This is a genomic window from Ruegeria sp. AP11, assembly GCF_056535865.1.
The window spans coordinates 25591-45440 of the sequence record NZ_JBQFJB010000002.1; the positions used below are offsets into that span (position 1 = coordinate 25591).

General features: G+C 61.5%; 14 protein-coding genes and 1 pseudogene. 13 read left to right on the forward strand and 2 right to left on the reverse strand.

Annotation, left to right across the window (positions count from 1 at the left end; all coding sequences use genetic code 11):
• Nucleotides 1-9 precede the first annotated feature (9 nt).
• A complete protein-coding gene (locus ACR3E4_RS18040) occupies nt 10-591 on the reverse strand; it encodes a TetR/AcrR family transcriptional regulator (RefSeq protein ID WP_480536003.1) in 582 nt (193 codons plus the stop codon).
• 260 nt (nt 592-851) lie between these two features.
• Nucleotides 852-1724, reverse strand: coding sequence for a LysR family transcriptional regulator (locus ACR3E4_RS18045; protein ID WP_480567125.1), 873 nt, complete (start codon nt 1722-1724; stop codon nt 852-854).
• 108 nt (nt 1725-1832) lie between these two features.
• Here ACR3E4_RS18045 and ACR3E4_RS18050 point away from each other — a divergent pair, with 108 nt between their 5' ends.
• From ACR3E4_RS18050 to ACR3E4_RS18110, 13 genes and pseudogenes are all read left to right on the forward strand, one after another.
• Complete coding sequence (locus ACR3E4_RS18050) at nt 1833-3377, forward strand: trimethylamine methyltransferase family protein (RefSeq protein ID WP_480535999.1); 1545 nt, start codon at nt 1833-1835, stop codon at nt 3375-3377.
• 151 nt (nt 3378-3528) lie between these two features.
• A complete protein-coding gene (locus ACR3E4_RS18055; RefSeq protein ID WP_480567127.1) occupies nt 3529-4662 on the forward strand; it encodes an aspartate aminotransferase family protein in 1134 nt (377 codons plus the stop codon).
• On the forward strand, nt 4659-7058 hold the full coding sequence (locus tag ACR3E4_RS18060; protein ID WP_480535997.1) for a GcvT family protein: 2400 nt from the start codon (nt 4659-4661) through the stop codon (nt 7056-7058). The genes ACR3E4_RS18055 and ACR3E4_RS18060 overlap by 4 nt, the downstream gene beginning before the upstream one ends.
• Nucleotides 7058-9469 (forward strand): GcvT family protein, encoded by a 2412-nt coding sequence (locus ACR3E4_RS18065; protein WP_480535995.1) that lies wholly within the window; start codon nt 7058-7060, stop codon nt 9467-9469. The genes ACR3E4_RS18060 and ACR3E4_RS18065 overlap by 1 nt, the downstream gene beginning before the upstream one ends.
• 4 nt (nt 9470-9473) lie before the next feature.
• Entirely contained in the window at nt 9474-11147 is a 1674-nt protein-coding gene (locus ACR3E4_RS18070) for a thiamine pyrophosphate-binding protein (RefSeq protein WP_480535994.1), read from the forward strand.
• A gap of 2 nt (nt 11148-11149) precedes the next feature.
• The gene (gene tcuA, locus ACR3E4_RS18075) at nt 11150-12625 is read left to right on the forward strand and encodes an FAD-dependent tricarballylate dehydrogenase TcuA (protein WP_480535992.1); all 1476 of its coding nucleotides are present in this window, start codon (nt 11150-11152) and stop codon (nt 12623-12625) included.
• Between the two features lie 202 nt (nt 12626-12827).
• Nucleotides 12828-13664, forward strand: coding sequence for a transporter substrate-binding domain-containing protein (locus tag ACR3E4_RS18080; protein ID WP_480535991.1), 837 nt, complete (start codon nt 12828-12830; stop codon nt 13662-13664).
• Between the two features lie 55 nt (nt 13665-13719).
• The gene (locus ACR3E4_RS18085; protein WP_480535989.1) at nt 13720-14691 is read left to right on the forward strand and encodes an amino acid ABC transporter permease; all 972 of its coding nucleotides are present in this window, start codon (nt 13720-13722) and stop codon (nt 14689-14691) included.
• Between the two features lie 12 nt (nt 14692-14703).
• Nucleotides 14704-15444 (forward strand): amino acid ABC transporter ATP-binding protein, encoded by a 741-nt coding sequence (locus ACR3E4_RS18090; protein ID WP_480535987.1) that lies wholly within the window; start codon nt 14704-14706, stop codon nt 15442-15444.
• A 4-nt stretch (nt 15445-15448) separates the two neighbouring features.
• Nucleotides 15449-16294 carry a diaminopimelate epimerase gene (gene dapF / locus ACR3E4_RS18095; RefSeq protein WP_480535986.1) on the forward strand — a complete coding sequence of 282 codons (846 nt, stop codon included), beginning with the start codon at nt 15449-15451 and terminating at the stop codon, nt 16292-16294.
• Nucleotides 16295-16360: 66 nt separating this feature from the next.
• On the forward strand, nt 16361-18001 hold the full coding sequence (locus ACR3E4_RS18100; RefSeq protein WP_480535984.1) for a thiamine pyrophosphate-dependent enzyme: 1641 nt from the start codon (nt 16361-16363) through the stop codon (nt 17999-18001).
• A complete protein-coding gene (locus ACR3E4_RS18105) occupies nt 18001-19191 on the forward strand; it encodes a pyridoxal phosphate-dependent aminotransferase (RefSeq protein WP_480535983.1) in 1191 nt (396 codons plus the stop codon). Before ACR3E4_RS18100 ends, ACR3E4_RS18105 begins: the two co-directional genes overlap by 1 nt.
• Nucleotides 19191-19849, forward strand: a pseudogene (locus tag ACR3E4_RS18110) (MmgE/PrpD family protein); the annotation flags it as partial. The gene ACR3E4_RS18105 and the pseudogene ACR3E4_RS18110, both read left to right, overlap by 1 nt.
• Between the last annotated feature and the right edge of the window lies 1 nt (nt 19850).

Below are 19850 nucleotides of genomic sequence, written 5' to 3' on the forward strand. Positions count from 1 at the left end.
TGTATTTTTCTAGTTTGCGTCCTCGGCCATGGCCTGGATCGCGTGTCTGAAAGCGTTCTTGAGGGACGCCATCATCTCGGTTTCAAATTGCGGACTGTGATAGACCAACGATTGCACTTTGAGCCCACGCAGCGCGCAGAGCACCAGATTGATGCAATCGCGGATGGCACCTTCGTCCCAGCCTTGCGCGGCGAAGGTGTCGTGCAAAATGGCGTAATAGCTGTTGAACAGATCGCGCAGCCCCTTGGCCACGGGTTCGGCCAGTTCATCGTCATTGCGCGCTGCAAGCGTCAACTCCAGTGAAGGCAGAACAACATCATCGGCAAACATGTTCTCCCACGCGCCATCGACAAAGGCGTCGACGTCGAATGCGCCGTCCTTGAGATCAGCAACCAGCCCGCGCAAACGCTCGGGGACCTCCTGCCAGAGATCAAGCGCCGCATCCAGCAGCAGCGCGTTGCGGTTGGGATAGTGGTGAAACATCGCCCCCCGCGAGACACCGGCCTGACGGCAGATTTCCGGCGTCCCGGCATTGCGAAAGCCCTTCTCCATCAGCGTCAGCAAGGTGGCGCGCCGCAATCTGGCACGCATCTCTTCGCTTTTTTGTTGTTGTCTACTCTGGGTCATGGGCCTTCGAATCGTCCTCGGTGTCGAGGTTGGTTTACGTTAGGATGACCCGGACGTCCCCGTCAAATAAAAAACATACACGTCTGTTTTTATTTTCTGCAGAAGTAAATATCTTTGAACGAGATCACTCTATCGCCTGCCCATGATCGGCATTGGAGGTCGCTTGCCGAAACACGCATTTTCGCCCGACTAACTCAAAGCTCCTAAAACTCTTTTAATTACAGTCAAATGGGATGCGTCAACTCGTAAGCCATTCCATAACCTGCCGCACCTCTCGTCGCACGGGGCGGCTTCCCGAACCTCAATGAAATAGCCATGTGTCGGGGAATGACCTCATCAAACAGCCGAACGACCCGGCCCTCGGCAAGGTCCTGATCGATCAAAGGCAACCAGCCGATCACGATCCCCTGCCCTTGCGCCGCGCCGCGCAACAGAGCGTTTGCGTCCTGAAATATCGCACCGCGCAGCCGGTCTGAAACCGCCACATTCATAGCGGAAAACCAATCCAGCCACCCCCAATGGTTCCTTTGATGCAGCAAAGGCAGGTGCAGCAGATCTTTTGGATCCTCAATCGGTCCATGGGCAGCCAGAAAAGACCGAGAGGCAATGGCAACGGGGCTGAGCTCCAGCAGTTTGATCGCGTCATCCGATGCTTCGGACATGCGGTCCCAACGGATCACGATATCAACGTTTTCATGCGTGCGCGTTCCGGGTTCGAATGATGGCACGACCTCAAGCTCGGTATCGGAGTGGATTTCCCAGAAATCACTGATCCGTGGCATCAGCCAGCGCGCTGTAAGGATCGGACCAGCGGCCAGACGCACCACTTTGCGGGACCGGCGGTGCAGCGTGCGCACCGCGTCATCCAAAATTCCAAAGGCCTGTGCGGTGGCCTCGGCCAGCCTTTCGCCGTCTTCGGTCAGCGTGACATTTCGACCGCTGCGGACAAACAACTGCGTACCGAGCTGATCCTCCAGACCGCGAATATGGTGGCTGATGGCCGTCGGCGTGACTGACAGCGCCTCGGCCGCGGCGCGGAAGCTGCCCTGCCGGGCCGCGGTTTCGAAGGCGCGCAAAGCGGGAAGTGAGGGCTTCATCACAGGACTATTGATTAGTTTTTCTCATTGGTTGCTGAGAAAGTTGCTTTTGTAAATGGCAAAGCTCTCTGGAAAACTACAATAACGCATAGCAAAACTCATGAGTTGATGGTCCATTCCAGCCGGCGCCGCGGTCGCAAAGACCGATTGAAAGACACCGCTCAGGACGATGCTGCCCCGCCGGTCTGGCCGGGCGTGGTTGCCGGGCGGTTCAAGCCGCTTGCTCTGGATGAGGTACAGCGGGTCGAGGCTTCTGCATTCTCCCTGCTGGCGGCGCTTGGCCTAAGTCAGGCCACCCCTTCGATGATCGACAAGGTGATCGCGGCGGGTGGCGCGCTGACCGATGACGGGCGGCTGCTGTTTCCCGAAGCGCTGGTCCGCTGGGCGATTGATGGGGCGCAACGCGGTTTTACTCTGTGCGGGCAGCGGCCCGAAAACGACCTGAAGATCGAAGGCGCGCGCGTGCATATGTCGACCGGCGGGGCGGCTCCGGGGGTGTTCGATCTTGATACGCATGATTATCGCGATTCCACCCTGCAGGACCTTTATGACGCGGCGCGCATCGTGGATCGGATGGACAATATCCACCATTTCAGCCGGTCGGTGGTGGCGCGCGATATCGAAGATACCGCCACAATGGACCTCAACACCGCTTATGCCTGTCTGACCGGCACGTCCAAACATGTGTCGATTTCGATCACCGAACCGCAGAACGTCGCCCTGATTGCCCAGCTTTGTTATCGCATCGCAGGCGGTGAGGCTGCGTTTCGCGCCCGACCCTTTCTGACGGTCATGGTCTGCCACGTGGTGCCGCCGATGCGCTTTGCCGAAGAGGCCTGCGAAGTGCTGGAACTGGCGATCGGGGCGGGTTTTCCGGTTCAGTTGATCAGCGCCGGTCAGGCCGGGGCGACCAGCCCTGCGACAATTGCGGGCTCGCTGGTGCAGGCGGTGGCCGAAACGCTGGCCGGACTGGTCTTTGCGCGGCTGGTCGATCCCGAAGCACGGGCGATCTTTGCGCCCAAACCGCTGGTGGCCGATCTGCGCACCGGTTCCATGAGCGGCGGCGGCGGCGAACAGGCCATTCTGATGGCGGGCGCCGCGCAGATGGGGCGGCATTGGGATTTGCCCACCAGCTCGATTGCCGGGATCACCGATGCCAAGCGGCTGGATGCGCAATACGGAGCCGAGAAATCGCTGGCCGTGACTATGGCCGCCCATGCCGGGTCGAATATTGTGACGCAAGCGGCGGGCATGATGTCCAGCCTTCTGGGCGTCAGCCATGCTGCCTATGTCAGCGACAATGACCTGTTGGGCAACATTCTGCGCACCATTCGCGGCATCGAGGCGACGCCCGAGAACATCGCCGCCGATATCATCGCGGATGTGTGTCGGGGTGAGGGGCACTATCTGGGTGAGTTGCACACGTTCAGCCGGATGAAATCCGACTATTTCTACCCCGATATCGGTGATCGCCGCGCCCCCCGCGACTGGGAAGAACAAGGTGGGCAGCGGATCGGCGATGTGGCGCGCGAACGGGCGCGCGACATTCTGCAAAGCCACTTCCCCGCGCATATCCCCGATACCATCGACCGCGACCTGCGGGACCACTTCGACATTCGCCTCACACGGGCCCAGATCGGACGACCGGAATGAGACAGTCTGACCTCAATACACGCGCCCGGGCCGTTCTGCCCGGCGGCGTCAGTCACGAACTGCGCTATCGCGACCCGCATCCCGTCTTCATCAACCGCGCGCGAGGGCCGAGAAATGGGATATCGAGGGGCGGCGGTACATCGATTTCAAGATGGGTAGCGCCAGCCAGATGCTGGGCCATGGCCATCCCGCCATTGTCGAGGCGATCCGAAAACAGGCCGGGCAGGCGATTTTCAGCGCCGATTGTCACGAGGCTGAGATCCAGTGGGCCGAATGGGTCAATCATCTTTATCCCTGCGCCGAGCGCACGCGGTTTACCGCTTCGGGCAGCGAGTCGACCATGTTGGCCTTGCGTCTGGGCCGCGCGCAATCCGGCAAGGACCATGTATTGCGTGTGGACGGGCATTATCACGGCTGGCACGACCATGCGCTGAAAGGGGCCAAACCCGGAACCGATCAAGTCGCGTCGCTGGGCGTCCCGGAGGCGGTGAGTGACCTGATCCATGTCTGCGCGGCGGACCCTGATGCCATGGAATACGCCCTGCAGGATGACCGCATCGGCACAGTCATCATCGAGGCGTCCGGGGCTAATTACGGCTCGGTGACGTTGCCGACAGGGACATTGCAGGCGCTGCACGACGTGGCGCGGGCGGCGGGTGTGGTGCTGATCTTCGATGAGATCATTACCGGGTTCCGCTGGTCACCCGGTGGACGGCAGGCCCGCGATGGTATCGTGCCCGACCTGACCACTCTGGCCAAGATCGTCACCGGCGGTCTGCCCGGCGGCGCGGTCTGTGGCCGGGCCGAGATCATGGAGTTGATGAACAATACAACCGCTCGCGACGGCATTGCGCCAGCGGTCAGCCACAAAGGCACGTTCAATGCCTCGCCTCTGGTCGCGGCGGCGGCCTGCGCCGCGATGCCCGTGCTCGCCAGTGGTGAGGCGCAGACTCAAGCCGATGCAATGGCCGCGCGGATGCGCGACGGCATGAACGCCGCGCTGACCGATCTGGGCGTGCCGGGGCTGGCCTATGGCGAAAGCTCGGTCTTTCATCTGTATCTTGGCGCCAACGGTCTTGATGGCCTTGGCCCCGCGCAGATACGCGGGCTGCCCAAAGCCACGGTCAAAGCTTATCGCGACGGGATGCTGGCGCGCGGGGTGGATATGATGTCCTACACCTCGGGCGTTACATCGGCGGCGCATGAACCAGAACTGATCGACGAAGCGTTGGAAGCGTTTCGCGCGACCCTGTCCGAAATGATCAGTGACAGGGTGCTGCCATGACCCTGCCCTCGCACGCCCGCACGGTCATCATCGGCGGTGGCGTCATCGGCTGTTCCATCGCCTATCATCTGGCGCGTGAGGGGCGGCGGGACATCGTGGTTCTGGAACGCTCGAAATTGACCAGCGGCACCACATGGCACGCCGCCGGGCTGGTGCGCCGCCTGCGACCCTCGGCAACACTGACCAAGCTGATAAACTACTCCATTGATCTCTATGGCGAGTTGGAGCGTGAAACCGGGCAGGCCACCGGCTGGACCCAGACCGGTTCGCTGACACTGGCGACCAACCCCGACCGGCTGACCAATATCAAGCGGCAGGTGTCGCTGGGCCGTGCTTTCGGACTGGAGGCCGAGGTGGTCGATGCCGCCCGCGCGCAGGAGCTGTGGCCACTGATCACGGTGGACGATGTGATCGGTGCGGTCTGGTCGCCTGCGGATGGCCGGGTCAACCCGTCGGACGTGGCGCTGGCCCTGTCCAAGGGCGCAAGAGCGCGCGGGGTCCAGATTTTCGAAGACACCCGCGTTACCGGGCTGCAAAAGAAAGACGGGCGCATTTCCGGGGTTGAGATCGGCAATCATGTGATCGAGGCCGAAGAAGTGGTGATCGCCGCCGGTCTCTGGTCGCGCGAAGTGGCCGAGATGGCCGGGGCGCATATGCCGCTTTATGCCTGCGAACATTTCTACATCCTGACCAAACCGCTGGCCGAGGTGCAGGCGCTTGGCAAGGGCGCTCATCTGCCCACGCTGAACGACCAAGACGCCTATCTCTATGCCCGCGACGATGTCGAGGGGCTGTTGGTCGGCTCGTTCGAACCTCATGCCAAGGGGATTTCGACCCGCGATCTGCCCGCCGATTTCTCATTCGATCTGTTGGATGAAGATTGGGATCACTTCATGCCGATGATGGAAAACGCCCTGCGCCGCATTCCGGCGCTGGAAACCGCCGAGGTGCGGATGCTGCTGAACGGGCCGGAAAGCTTCACGCTCGACAGCCAGTTCATGCTGGGCGAAAGCCCCGAGGTGCCGGGCCTGTTTCTCATGGGCGGCATGAACTCGACCGGTATCGCGTTGGCGGGCGGCGCGGGCAAGGCGATGGCCGAATGGATCATCGCCGGGGAACCGACGATGGAGCTGAACGAGGCCGATATCCGCCGTTTCAGCCCGGAAATGAACGTGATGGGCGCGCTTGAGGCGCGCATCCCCGAAGTGCTGGGCCGCCATTACGACAATCCCTATCCGGGCCGGTCGATGGAGACGGCGCGCGGCCAACGCCGCTCTCCCATCCATGCGGGGCTGGTGGCCGCCGGGGCGCGGTTCGAGGCGCGCGGCGGCTGGGAACGCGCGGTGCATTTCGGAGGGGGCGCCGCGCATCTGCCGCTGACCTTCGGCATCCCCGCATGGCGTGAACAGGTGGCGCAAGAGGTTCAGGCCTGCCGCACCAGCGCCGCCATTCTGGACCAGTCCGCCTTTGGCAAGATCATGGTGCAGGGGCCGGATGCCACGGCCTTTCTCAACCGACTCTGTGCGGCGCAGATGGATATTCCCGTCGGACGCATCGCCTATACGCAAATCCTCAATACGCGAGGTGGCGTGGAAAGCGACCTGACCGTGCAGCGTCATGGGCCGCAGACCTACCTATTGATCGTTGGTGTCGGTGAGGTTGTGCGCGACATGCAGCGGATGCGCGAAACGAAAGGTACCTTCCGCGTCGAATTCACCGATGTGACCAGCGGCTACGCCATTCTGGGGCTGGCAGGGGCCAAAGCGCGCGACGTATTGCAGGCCACCACGAACGTGCCCGTTCCCGATCTGAAACGCTTTCATTTCGCCCCGGTCGAGATCGGTTTGGCGCGTGGCTGGGCCGGGCGGCTGAGTTTCACCGGCGAAGAAGGTTATGAGCTGTATATCCCCGCCGACATGGCGATGACCGCGCATGAGGCGTTGGTCGCTGCGGGTGCGCGCCATGCGGGGCTTTATGCCAACGGCAGCCTGCGCATCGAAAGCGGGTTCCGCGCCTTTGGTCACGAACTGACCCCGGGGACCACGCCGCAAGAGGCCGGGCTGGATGGCTTTTGCGCCTTTGGCACCGGTTTTGTCGGCGAAGAGGCATTGCAAAAAGCGGGCCGCGCGACGCGCCGCATCGTCTCGCTTTTGTTCGATGATCCGAACGCGATCCCGATCCATGACGAACCGGTCTATTATGATGGAAAGGTCGTCGGCCAGATCACCTCGGCTGCGTGGAGCTATCGCTTCGGGCGATCGCTTGCCCTTGCGATGGTCAGCGCTCCGCTTGGGCAATTGGCCAAACAAACAGTTCTGCCCGGTTTCGAAGTTGAAATCGCCTGCGCCCGCTTCGCCACCCGCGCCTCTCTCAAACCCGCGAAGGAGGCGTTCTGATGTCGGACATCCCCCGCACCACCCGCGTCGCCATCATCGGCGGCGGCATCATGGGCGTGGCGACGCAGTTTCAACTGGCCGAAAACGGCTGGACCGACACCATCCTGTTCGAAAAGGCCGAACTGACCAGCGGATCGACCTGGCACGCGGCGGGGCAGATTGCCCATGCGGTGGGCAGCCGGATCGCGGGCTGGATCAACAAAACCTCGATCGAGACCTACAAACGCGTTGAGGCGGAAACCGGTCAAAGCATCGGCTGGCACGAGGTCGGCGGGTTCCGCATTGCCACCACCGACGATGAGGTCGACTGGATGAAGTCGATCATGGGTGTGGGCAAACTGCTGGACCTGCCGATGGATCTGGTGGGGCCCGAGGAGGTTGCTCGCTTAAATCCGTTCTACAGAACCGACGATATCAAGGCGGCGGTGCGCACCTATCAGGACGGGCACATCGATCCCTCGGGCGTCACCATGGCGCTGGCGGCGGCGACCCGTGCGCGCGGGGCCAGAAATGAGCGGCGCAATCAGGTGTTGGGGGCCAGCCGCAAGGGCGATTTGTGGCTGCTGACGACCGAAAAAGGCGATGTGCTGGCCGAACACGTGGTGATCGCCGCCGGGTCCTACGCCAATCAGGTGGGGGAATGGTTCGGGCTGAAAATCCCCTCGGTGTCGTGCCTGCACCATTATCTAGTCACCGATACTGTGCCCGAGTTCGAAGGCCGCCCGGAACTGCCGGTGATGCGCGACAATGCCTATGGCGGCTATATCCGGCAGGAACAAAAATCCGGCCTGATTGGCATCTACGAAGGCCATGTCTGCCCCACCGTCTGGGAGATGCCGCAAGGTGCGCCCTGGGCTGCGGAAAATGAGCTGTTCGAGGCCGATTATGACTCGATCGGCGATTTCCTGATGGTGGCCTTTGCCAAAATGCCGGTGCTGGCCGATCTGGGCATCAAGCGTGTGGTGCGCGGGGCGATCACGCATACGCCGGATGGCGGTATGCTGGTCGGGCCATCCGGCGCGCCCAATGTCTGGCTGTCCTGCGGCTCGTCCATCGGTCTCGCTTGGGGTGGCGGGGCTGGCAAGGTGCTGGCCGACTGGATGGTGCATGGCGCGGCCGAAATCAACACGCGCGGGTTCGATCCCCGCCGGTATGGCGATTTCACCACCGATCATTTCATTGTCGAGCGCACCAAGGATGAATTCATGCGCCGCCACGACACGCCCTGCCCCGGCAAACAGTTCGAAAGCCTGCGCCCGCTGAAACGGCATCCGCTCTATGATCGGCTGGCCGCCAAAGGCGCGGTGTTTGGCGAGGTCGCCGGGTGGGAGCGCCCGCGCTATTTCGGCAAAGTGGGCGAGGTTGAGCGGATAGGCTGGGGTCATCAGAACTGGCACGCCAACGCCACGGTCGAGGCCAAGGCCACGCGCACCGCGGCGGGGGTGATCGACCTGTGCGCCTTTGCCCAGTTCGAGATCACCGGCAGAGATGCGGCGGCGCTGCTGGACCGCCTGTCGGCCGACCGCATCCCAAGCAAAGACGGGCGGATCAACCTGAACCACCTGCTGACCGCACAGGGCCGGTTCGAGACCGAGATCACCATCTGGCACATCGCCGAAGATCATTATTTCACCGGCTCGGCGATTGCCCGCGCCGATCCGGATTTCGACTGGATCAGATCCCATATCCGCCCCGGTGAACACGTGCGGATGATCAACCGTAGCGCCGATTGGGGGATGCTGGCGCTGTCCGGCCCTGCCTCGCGTCGTATCTTGTCGCAGCTAACCGATGCGGACCTGTCCAACGCCGCGTTCCCGTGGCTTTCGGGGCAACGGATCATCGTCGCGGGCGTGCCCTGCTATGCCCTGCGTGTGTCTTTCGTGGGCGAGTTGGGGTGGGAACTGCACGCCCCGCTGAACCGTATTGCCGAAGTTTACGACGCGCTGTTCGACGCGGGTGCGGCGCACGGGCTGACCGATCTGGGCTCCTACGCCTTCAACGGCATGCGCATGGAAAAGGCCTATCGTGCCAGCGCTGAGCTGACCACCGATGTCGGGCCGCTGGATGTCGGGCTGGACCGTTTCGTCGCAGCCGAGGGTCGGGAGTTTCTGGGCAAACAAGCTCTGCTGTCCCGTGACCCGGAATGGGAACTGTTCTACGCGGAACTCCACGCCGACGACATCGATATTCATGGCGGTGAACCCGTGCTGCTGAATGGCCAGCCTGTCGGGCTGACCACCTCGGGCGGCTATGGCTATACTGTTGGCAAGTCGCTGGGATGGCTGTTCGTGCGGCGCGGCACACCGCCCGAAGGCCTCAGCGTGCAGATCCTGAACCGAGACATTCCCGTCACCGTCCATCACGACGCCATTTATGACCCGCAAAACCTGCGGCCCCGATCCGAGGATTGAGATCATGACCACAATCAACGGCGGCGAGGCCGTCTATCGTGTGCTGAAAGCCAACGGAATCGATACCGTTTTCGGGCTGCTCGGCGGCTCAATGCTAGAGCTCTACGATGCCATGTATCAGGGCGGCGGCATCGCCTATGTCGGGGCCCGCGATGAACGGGCGGCGGGGCATATGGCCGATTCCTGGGCGCGGATGACCGGCAAACCGGGCGTGGTTCTGGGCGCACAGGCCGGGCCGGGTGTGGTCAACATCGTCACCGCCGTGGCCGAGGCGCATCTGGCCTATTCTCCGATGGTGGTGATCGCCGGGGCGATCACCCGCGCCGATCAATGCAAGGATACGTTTCAAGAGGTCGATCAGGTCGCGCTGTTTGCACCGATCAGCAAACGCTCGGTCATGGTGACCGATCCGTCACGACTGGTGCCGATGTTGGAGGATGCAATCCGGCTGGCCAATACGGGCCGTCGCGGTCCAGTGGTGCTGCATGTTCCGCGCGACCTGTTCGCGGCGGACATCCCGACCATCGCGCCTGAACCCGTCAACATTGCCCGTCCGGGACCCGCCGCCCCGAACGATGTCGCCGCGATTGCCGATCTGCTGGGTACAGCCAAACGCCCGGTCCTCTTCGCAGGCGGCGGCCTCAAATGGAGCGCGGGCCGGGATGCGTTGACCGCGCTGGCCGAAAAGCTTGAAGTGCCGGTGGTGGCCTCGACCGGCCATGCCGATGTCATGCGCCACCGGCATCCATGGTTCGCCGGTCAGGCCGGACCGCGTGGCAACCGGGTGGCCAGCCGTCTGACCAAAGAGGCGGATGTGATGGTTGTGCTGGGCGCACGGCTGGGCTTCAACTCAACCTTTCACAGCAATGATTACGTTGGCTCTGATACACGGATCGCCCATGTGGATGTCGAGGGCGCGGCTATCGGGCGCTACTTCCCGGCCAAGATAGCGGCGCAGGGCGATGCGCGGCTGACCGCCGAGGCATTGACCGAAGCGACCCCGAAACCCGACTGCACACCATGGCGCGATGCCTTCCACGCTGATATGGACAGCCTCTGGGCCGAACGTGCGGAAGAAGCCACCATCGGCACCCTGCCCTTGCACCCGCGCCGCGCCCTGGCCGAGATACGCGATGCCCTGCCCAAAAATGCCATCGTCACGCTGGATACCGGCAACACCTGCCTTCAGGCCGCCGACCGGCTGGCGCATTACGCGCCGATGTCGCTGATCACACCGCTCGATTTTGGGCTGGTCGGCTTTGGCCTGTCCGCCGCAATCGGGGCCAAGGCCGCCGCGCCCGAACGCCCGGTTGTGGCGGTGATGGGCGATGGGGCCGTAGGATACACGATGATCGAGATTCAGACCGCCGTTTCGCACAATCTGCCCATCACCATTGTCGTGCTGGATAACGAGGCCTGGGGGGCCGAGAAAGCCTATCAGCAGGAATTTTACGGCGGACGCCTGCTGGGGGCTGAAATCACGTCGCCGCGCTTTGACAAATTTGCCGAACTTTGCGGCGGCACAGGCATCTGGGTCGACGGACGCGGCGGCATGGGTCCCGCCTTGCGGCAGGCGATTGCGTCCGGACAAACCACCGTCATTCAGGCGAAAATCGATCCCGGCGCGCTGATGACGCTGCGCAAGGATCTGTTCAAGGCACCGCAGGAGGGGAAATAGGCATGGCCACCTGGGACACGATCATCATCGGCGCCGGAAACGCCGCCTTCTGCGCCGCCCATGCCGCGCGGGAAAAAGGGGCAAGCGTGCTGATGCTGGAATGCGCGCCTGAGGCGGAGAACGGCGGCAATTCCCGTTTTACCGCCGGTGCCATCCGCTTTGCCTATGACGGGGTCGACGATATCAGGGCGCTTTGCCCTGATTTGTCCGAGGACCAGATCGCCATCACCGATTTCGGCACCTATACCGAAGAGCAGTTCTTTGACGACATGTTCCGCGTCACGCAGTACCGCACCGATCCGGCGCTGTGCGAACGCATCGTGCGCTCTTCGCGCGAAACGATGCACTGGATGCGCGGCAAAGGTATCCGATTCATGCCGATCTATGGCCGTCAGGCATTCAAGGTGGATGGTCGGTTCAAGTTCTGGGGTGGCCTGACGCTTGAAGCCTGGGGCGGTGGCGAAGGTCTGGTGGACGCTCATACCAGCATCGCCCGCAAGAGCGGCATCGAGATCCGGTACCAGACCCGCGCCATCAAACTGCTGACTGACAGTCACGCGGTCACCGGAGTCCGCGTGCGCCACCAAGGTAAGCTTGAGGATATCAGTGCCAGATCTGTGGTCGTGGCCGCCGGCGGCTTTCAGGCCAGTCCGGAAATGCGCACACGTTACCTTGGCCCGGGGTGGGAGATGGCGCGGGTGCGCGGCTCGCGCTTCAACACTGGCGAAGGCCTTAGGATGGCCATGGAGATCGGAGCCTCGACCTATGGCAACTGGTCCGGCTGCCATGCGGTCGGGTGGGATTACAACGCCCCCGAATTCGGCGATCTGGAAGTGGGCGACGGGTTCCAGAAACACTCCTACCCATGGGGCATCATGGTGAACGCGGCGGGTCGTCGGTTCGTGGACGAGGGCGCGGATTTCCGCAATTACACGTACGCCAAATACGGCCGGGTGATCCTGAACCAGCCCGAACAGTTCGCCTGGCAGGTGTTCGATTCCAAGGTCACGCATCTGCTGCGCGACGAATACCGGATCAAACGGGTGACCAAAGTGTCCGCTCCAACCCTTGAGGCGTTGGCCCAAAAGCTGGAAGGCGTTGATCCGCAGGGTTTTCTGGATGAGGTCAAAACTTTTAACGCAGCGGTGGATACGGGCACGGCCTTTAACCCGAACGTCAAAGACGGGCGCAGCACCATAGGTCTGACAGTGCCAAAGTCCAACTGGGCCAACACCATCGATGAAGGCCCGTTCGAGGCCTATCAGGTCGGCTGCGGCATCACATTCACTTTCGGCGGGCTGCGCATCGACCCGGACACGGCGCAGGTGCTGGACAATGATCTTGCCTCGATTCCGGGGCTTTATGCGGCAGGTGAGTTGGTGGGAGGCGTGTTCTTCTTCAACTACCCCGGCGGAACCGGCCTGATCAACGGATGCGTATTCGGACGACTGGCAGGCTCTAACGCGGGCGGCGTGTGATACCGGCGCGGGTCACCTGAAAATCGCTTTATTTAGTAAAATATACCTGTCGCCCGGATAGCGCGCCCAGAGTGCGGCCGGTCGAACAAGTGTGAAACCTCTGATCTGTGAAAAATATTCAAATTGGCAAAAAATAATTCCCTCAGAGGATTTGCGTTCGCAGTGCAGATTTCCCAACGCGTATCCAACTTGGGAGGAATGCATGACACAAACACGACGAATTTTCACCATCGCCACCGCCGTAGCAGCCTTTTGCGCATCCACCGGGATGAGCTTTGCCGGTGACGCTTTGGACCGCATCATGTCGAACAACACGCTCAAAGTCGCGACGGATGCAAACTGGGCCCCGCAAAGCTTTCTGAATGACAACAACGAAATGGATGGCTTTGATGTCGATGTCGCACGCGAGATCGCCAAGCGCTTGGGCGTCGAAGTCGAGTTTGTGACACCCGCCTGGGATATCATCACAGCAGGCAACTGGAACGGGCGCTGGGATGTATCGGTGGGCTCGATGACACCGACAAAAGCGCGGGCCGAAGTGCTGAGCTTTCCGGCCGTCTACTATTATACCCCGGCAGCTGTCGCGGTGCACAATGACAGCTCGGTCACGTCGGTTGACGAGCTCAATGGCAAAGTCATGGGGGCCTGCACCAGTTGCACATTCGAACTGTACCTGCAGCATGATCTGACAATTGATGCCGAAGGTGTCCCAGCTTTTGACTACAAAGTCGAACCGGGCGAAATCCGATCCTACAAGGACTCGACCGCTGTGATGGACGATCTGCGGTTGGGTGATGGCACCCGTCTGGATGGTATGGTCGGTTCCTTGCCAGCCATTCTGGAAGGCATCAAAAACAACTATCCCTTCAAGGTGATCGGTGACCCGGTATTCTATGAGCCGCTGGCCATCGCCATCGATCGTGGCGACCAGGAGCTTAACGACAAGCTCGCCGGTATCGTGGCGGAAATGCGGTCGGATGGCACGCTAACCAAACTCAGCGAGAAGTGGTACGGCGTCGACTATACCTCTACTAAATAACGATAAAACAGGTTGGCCCGCACCCGTGCGGGCCACCTGAAGCAGGAGGCAGGTCATGCTTTACGCTGATACGGTGGTCAACGATCCGCTGGTCCACAAACCCAAAGTAATCGCAATCATGCTGGTGGTCGCAACGGCATTCTTTGCGCTGATCGACACCACGGGATCAATCATCGGCGAGCTTATGCGCCCGGTAATCGGTGAACCCGCCGATTCCGGGTTCTATGGGCGCTTTGCCACCGGACTGGTGCTGGGCATTCTGTTCGTGCTGAACATCGTTCTGATCGGATTTCTCAAGTTCCGGCTTCAGGTCGCCATCGTCTGGCTGCAGTTGCTGGCCCTGTTCCTTGCCTTCTTCTATGGCTTCGATCTGGATTTCGTCTTCATCCGGTCGAAGGTCTGGTTCATGGTCAGCCAGGGCGTCTTCACGACGCTTTATGTCTCGGCCATTTCTATCACCTTGGCGTCTATACTGGCGATCATCGGAGCCGTAGCCAAACTGTCATCAAACGGCTTCGCCTTTGCGATCGCCAGTTTTTACACCTCATTCTTCCGGGGCCTGCCGCTGCTGATGCAGGTCTATCTGATCTATCTGGGCTTGCCCCAGCTGGGTTATGTGATCGACGCCGTGCCCGCAGGTATTCTGGCGCTGACCCTGTGTTATGGCGCTTATATGACAGAGATTTTCCGGGCAGGCATCCAGTCGATCCCGAAAGGCCAGTGGGAAGCCTCGCGCTCGCTGGGGTTCAGGTTCGGCCTGACCATGCGCCGTATCATCCTGCCGCAATCGCTGCCGCTGATCATCCCGCCCACCGGCAATCAGTTCATCGCGATGCTGAAAGACAGCTCTCTGGTGTCGGTCATCGGTGTATGGGAGCTGATGTTCCTGGCCCGCACCTTGGGCACCAAGACCTTCCAGCATATGGAGATGCTGATCACCGCGGCGCTGATCTATTGGATGCTGTCGATGTGCCTTGAGCTGATTCAGGGCCGGATCGAACGTCATTTCCGCACCAAAAGCCATTAAGGAGACCGCGTCATGGCTGAACCGATCATCGAAATGCGCGGCGTCAACAAATGGTATGGCAGTTATCACGCGCTGCGCGATATCAACTTCACCGTCAACAAAGGCGACAAGATCGTTGTCTGCGGGCCCTCCGGGTCAGGCAAATCCACCATGATCCGCACCCTCAACTGGCTTGAAGCGCATCAGGAGGGCGAGATCATTGTCGACGGGCTGCACCTGCACGCCAAAATGAAAGATATCGACAAGGTGCGGATGGAAGTTGGCATGGTCTTCCAGCACTTCAACCTGTTTCCACACCTGACCGTTCTGCAAAACCTGACGGCTGCGCCCATGTGGGTGCGCGGCGTGCCCGAGGCCGAGGCGCGCGCGACAGCGATGAAATATCTCGAACGGGTGCGCATCCCCGAACAGGCCGACAAATATCCCGGCCAATTGTCGGGTGGCAAACAGCAGCGTGTTGCCATTGCTCGATCCCTATGCATGAACCCCAAGGTGATGCTGTTTGACGAGCCGACATCGGCGCTTGATCCTGAAATGGTGTCCGAGGTTCTGGACACAATGGTCGGTCTGGCCCGCGACGGGATGACGATGGTTTGCGTCACCCATGAGATGGGCTTTGCCAAAGCCGTGGCCGACCGAGTGATTTTCATGGACGAAGGACAAATCATCGAAGAAAACGACCCGGTGAGCTTCTTTGACAATCCGCAAAGCGACCGCACCAAATTGTTCCTGAGCCAAATCCTGCAGCACTAGTTTCATGCCAGACTTCTTAAAGATGCAGGGTCTGCACAATCACTTCGTGATTGTTGACGCCCGAAACGCTCCCTACTGCCCGTCACCAGAGGAAATCATCTGGGTGTGTGACCCAAAGGTTGGTGTTGGCGCGGATGAGTTGGTCGTGCTGGAACCTTCGGACCTGCCCGATGTGCGTGCCAGACTGCGTATTTATAACATTGACGGGACCGAGGTGCAGGCCTGCGGCAACGCAACACGCTGCGTGGCCTGGATGTTGCTGGAAGAGGCTGCGGCGGATGAGATCACCCTGCAAACACAAGTCGGCCCCCTGCGCGCCGAACGCCGTGGCGACCATCTGGTTCAGGTGGAAATGGGCGTGCTGACACAGGACTGGCAAGCCATGCCTTTGTCCGGACAGCAGGATATGATGGCGCTGCCGGTTGGCAATGCGGCGTTGCAAAATCCGATAGGTGTCAGCATCGGCAATCCTCATGCGGTGTATTTCACCAACGATCTGGACAGCGTGGACCTGCCCGCATTGGCCCCGAAAATCATGGCGGATCCGCTTTTTGTCGAAGGCGTCAATGTGGGTGTCGTCCAGATGTTGTCCGCGACCGAGATGCGGCTTTCCGTCTATGAACGCCCGGGTGTTCTGACCACGGCCTGTGGCTCGGGCGCCTGTGCCGCGGTGCAGGCGGCGCGCCTGTCGAGACGGACCGATCAGGCTGAGATGCGGGTGCACATGCCAGCGGGAGAAGTGACCATCCGTATCCGGCCCGATGATGTGGCCGAGATGACCGGCCCGGTCGCACATTGCTTTGCCGGGCATTATCAGTATCCGGGTGAAATCGCTTCAACCCCGGTGTGAGTTTTTCAGTTTCCAGCGTCCTTCGCCGGTGGAAAATACGAATACGGAACAAGAGGAGTGATCGGGATGCGGACAGGCGGACAGGTGCTGATCGACATGCTGCGGGTCAACGGGGTCGAGGCCATATTCGGCGTCCCCGGTGAGAGCTATCTGGCGGCGCTGGATGCGTTGCATGATTGCTCGAACACGTTGAAATACTACACCACCCGACAGGAAGGCGGCGCGGCCTTCATGGCGGCGGCCTATTCGGATGCCACAGGCAAACCGGGTGTCTGTTTCGTGACGCGCGGGCCCGGTGTGACCAATGCCTCGATCGGGGTGCATACGGCACAGCAGGGTTCGACCCCGCTGATCCTGCTGATCGGACAGATCCCGCGCGCCCATCGCGACAAAGAGGCGTTTCAGGAGGTCGATTATCGCCGATATCTGGGCCACATGGTCAAATGGGTGGCCGAGATCGACGACCCGGCGCGCATTCCCGAATACCTCAACCGCGCCTTTCGCACCGCCCTGTCGGGACGTCCCGGTCCGGTGGCGTTGGCCTTGCCCGAGGATATGCTGGCCGAGCTGACCGACACACACGATCTGCCTGCCGTCAAACTGACCCCGCCCGCACCAACGCCTGCCGATCTGGAGCAGGTGGCTGAACTGTTGGCTGGGGCCGAACGTCCACTGCTGCTGCTGGGCGGCACCTGCTGGACCGAGGAAGGGCACGCCGCAGCGATCCGTTTTGCCGAGGATCACGGGCTGCCGGTCGCAGTCGGGTTTCGCAGACAGGGGCTGTTCCCGCATGATCACCCGAATTTCATCGGCAATCTGGGCTTTGGCGGCAATCCGATGCCAAATGAATATGCCAAATCCGCCGATCTGGTGATCGCGCTGGGGGCGCGGCTGAATGACGGGACCACGTTGAAATTCAGCTTGCTTCAGGCTCCACAGCCCGCTTGTAAACTGGTCCATATCCTGCCCGGACCCGAAGATCTGGGGCGGCTCTATCAAGCCGATCTGCCCATACTGGCAGACCCGAACGAGGCTGCAAAGTCACTGGCTCTGCTGCCGGTGGCCAAGCGCCATTCGCCCAAAGATGCCCGTGCAGACTATGAAGCGATGCGCGCTTTGCCTGTACAGTCCGGTCCGGTCGATATGGCCGAGGTTATGCGCGTTCTCAACACCACGCTGCCTGCCGGGGCCACCATGACCACGGGCGCAGGCAACGCGGCGGACTGGCCCAATATCCATTTCGACTATCGGCAGTTCCTTGGGGCGCTGGCCCCGATCTCGGGCGCGATGGGTATGGGCGTTCCGGCTGCGGTGGCGGCCAAGGTGGCACGCCCTTATGCCCCCGCCGTCTATATTGCGGGCGATGGCGATTTCCTGATGAACGGGCAGGAGTTGGCCACAGCGGTGCAATACGGGCTCGATCCGATTTTCATCATTATCGACAACGGCATGTACGGCACCATCCGCACCAATCAGGAACGCAAACATCCCGGACGCGTCTCGGGCACCGCGCTGACCAACCCCGATTTCGCGATGGTAGCGCAAGGCTTTGGTGCCCATGGCGAGCGCGTGGAAAACACCGCCGAATTCGCTCCGGCGCTGGAACGTGCGATGGCCTCGGGCAAGGCGGCGGTCATCCATATTCTCGTCGGACCAGGCAGTCTTGGCCCCAACCTGACACTGGCCGATCTGGCAGAGGCGTCCTGATGCTGTCCAACCTCGTGGATGAACTGCCTCCGTCGCCGATCATCGGCGTGTTCAACAAGGCGTTCGAGATGCGGCAGGCGGGCGCGGATCTGATCGACTTTTCCGTGGGCGAACCCGATTTCGACACCCCCGCCCATATCTGCGAGGCTGCCATTGCCGCGATACGCGCGGGCGATACGCGATATACCCCCACCGACGGAACGGGCACAGTCAAGGCAGCGGTGATCGAGAAATTCCGCCGGGACAATGAGTTGGCATTTTCCCCCTCGGGAATCATCGTCTGTTCCGGGGCCAAGCCTCTGCTGGCCTCGGCGATTCAGGCGGTGCTGAATCCCGGCGATGAGATGATCCTGCCCGTGCCACTGTGGGCGTCGCATCTGGGGATGGTGCAGGCCGTGGGCGGCAGGCCGGTTCTGGTCGACACCGCCGCGACCGCGTTCAGGCTGACGCCCGAGGCGCTGGAGAAAGCCATCACCCCACGCACACGGCTATTGATGCTCTGTTCACCGTCGAACCCAACCGGCGCGGTCTATTCGGCGGCCGAGCTGAAGGCACTGGCAGAGGTGTTGCGGCGGCACTCACAGGTCAACGTGATCTCGGATGATCTGTATGAGCACATCATCTTTGACGGGACTGAATTCGCCACGCTGGCCGCAGTTGTGCCCGATCTGCGTGACCGTATCCTGACTGTGAACGGGGTTTCCAAATCCTATGCCATGACCGGCTGGCGCATCGGCTTTGCTGGCGGGCCGGACTGGTGGACTGGCGGCATTCGCAGCCTGTTCAGCCAGACCAATGGCGGCCCTTGCTCAATCTCTCAGGCCGCAACTGTCGCGGCGCTGACCGGACCGCAGGATTTTCTTGGCGACTGGTGCGCCACCTATCAGCGCCGCCGTGATGTCGCGCTGGCCGGGTTGGCACAGATCGACGGTTTGGAAACCCGGGAACCGGGCGGCGCATTCTATCTGATGCCGGATTGCGGCGCGCTTTTGGGGCGGACCACACCGGACGGGAACAAATTGACCAACTCAACCGATCTGGCCGCTTATCTGATGGATCATGGCGCAGTGGTGGTGCCCGGCCCCGGGTTTTCCTGCGATCCGTTTTTCCGCATGTCGATTGCGACCTCGGAAGGCAATATCATCGAAGGGATAGAGCGCATGAAATCTGCCGTGGAGAAACTGAGCTGATGGCACCGAGATTTGACCAGTTCGCCGCCGATCTGCGCTATGACGACCTGCCCGAGGCCGCGCTGTGGACGCTGCGCCGGTCATTTGTCGACACGATGGGCGTAGCCGCCGTGGGTGCGACAACCGAATTGTCCAAAATTGCGCGCCGCACCGCGCCCTTGATCTTTGGCACAGGTGCTGCGGGCGGCGCGCGGATGCTGATGGACGGGCGCGCGGTCAGCCCGTGGGCGCGGCCATGGCCGGGGCGTTCACCGTAGACAGCATCGATGCCCATGACGGCACCACCCCCTGCAAGGGGCACGCGGGATCAGCCATCTTTCCGGCGATGATCGCCATGGCACAGGCCAGCGGAGAGAACATCGACGGCAAACGCTTTGCTGAAATCCTCGCCGCCGCCTATGAGATTTCGTACCGTGCGGGGCTGGTGCAGCACGCAACCTGTGCCGATTATCACACTTCGGGCGCGTGGACAGCCGTGGGTGTGGCCGCTGCCGGGGCAAAATTGCTGGGCGGCAGCGCGGAACAGATTCGCCACGCGGCGGGCATCGGCGAATATCACGGCCCCCGCAGCCAGATGATGCGCTGCATCGACCATCCGACCATGCTGCGTGATGGCGTGGGCTGGGGCGCGCCCTCGGGTGTGACGGCAGCCTATCTTG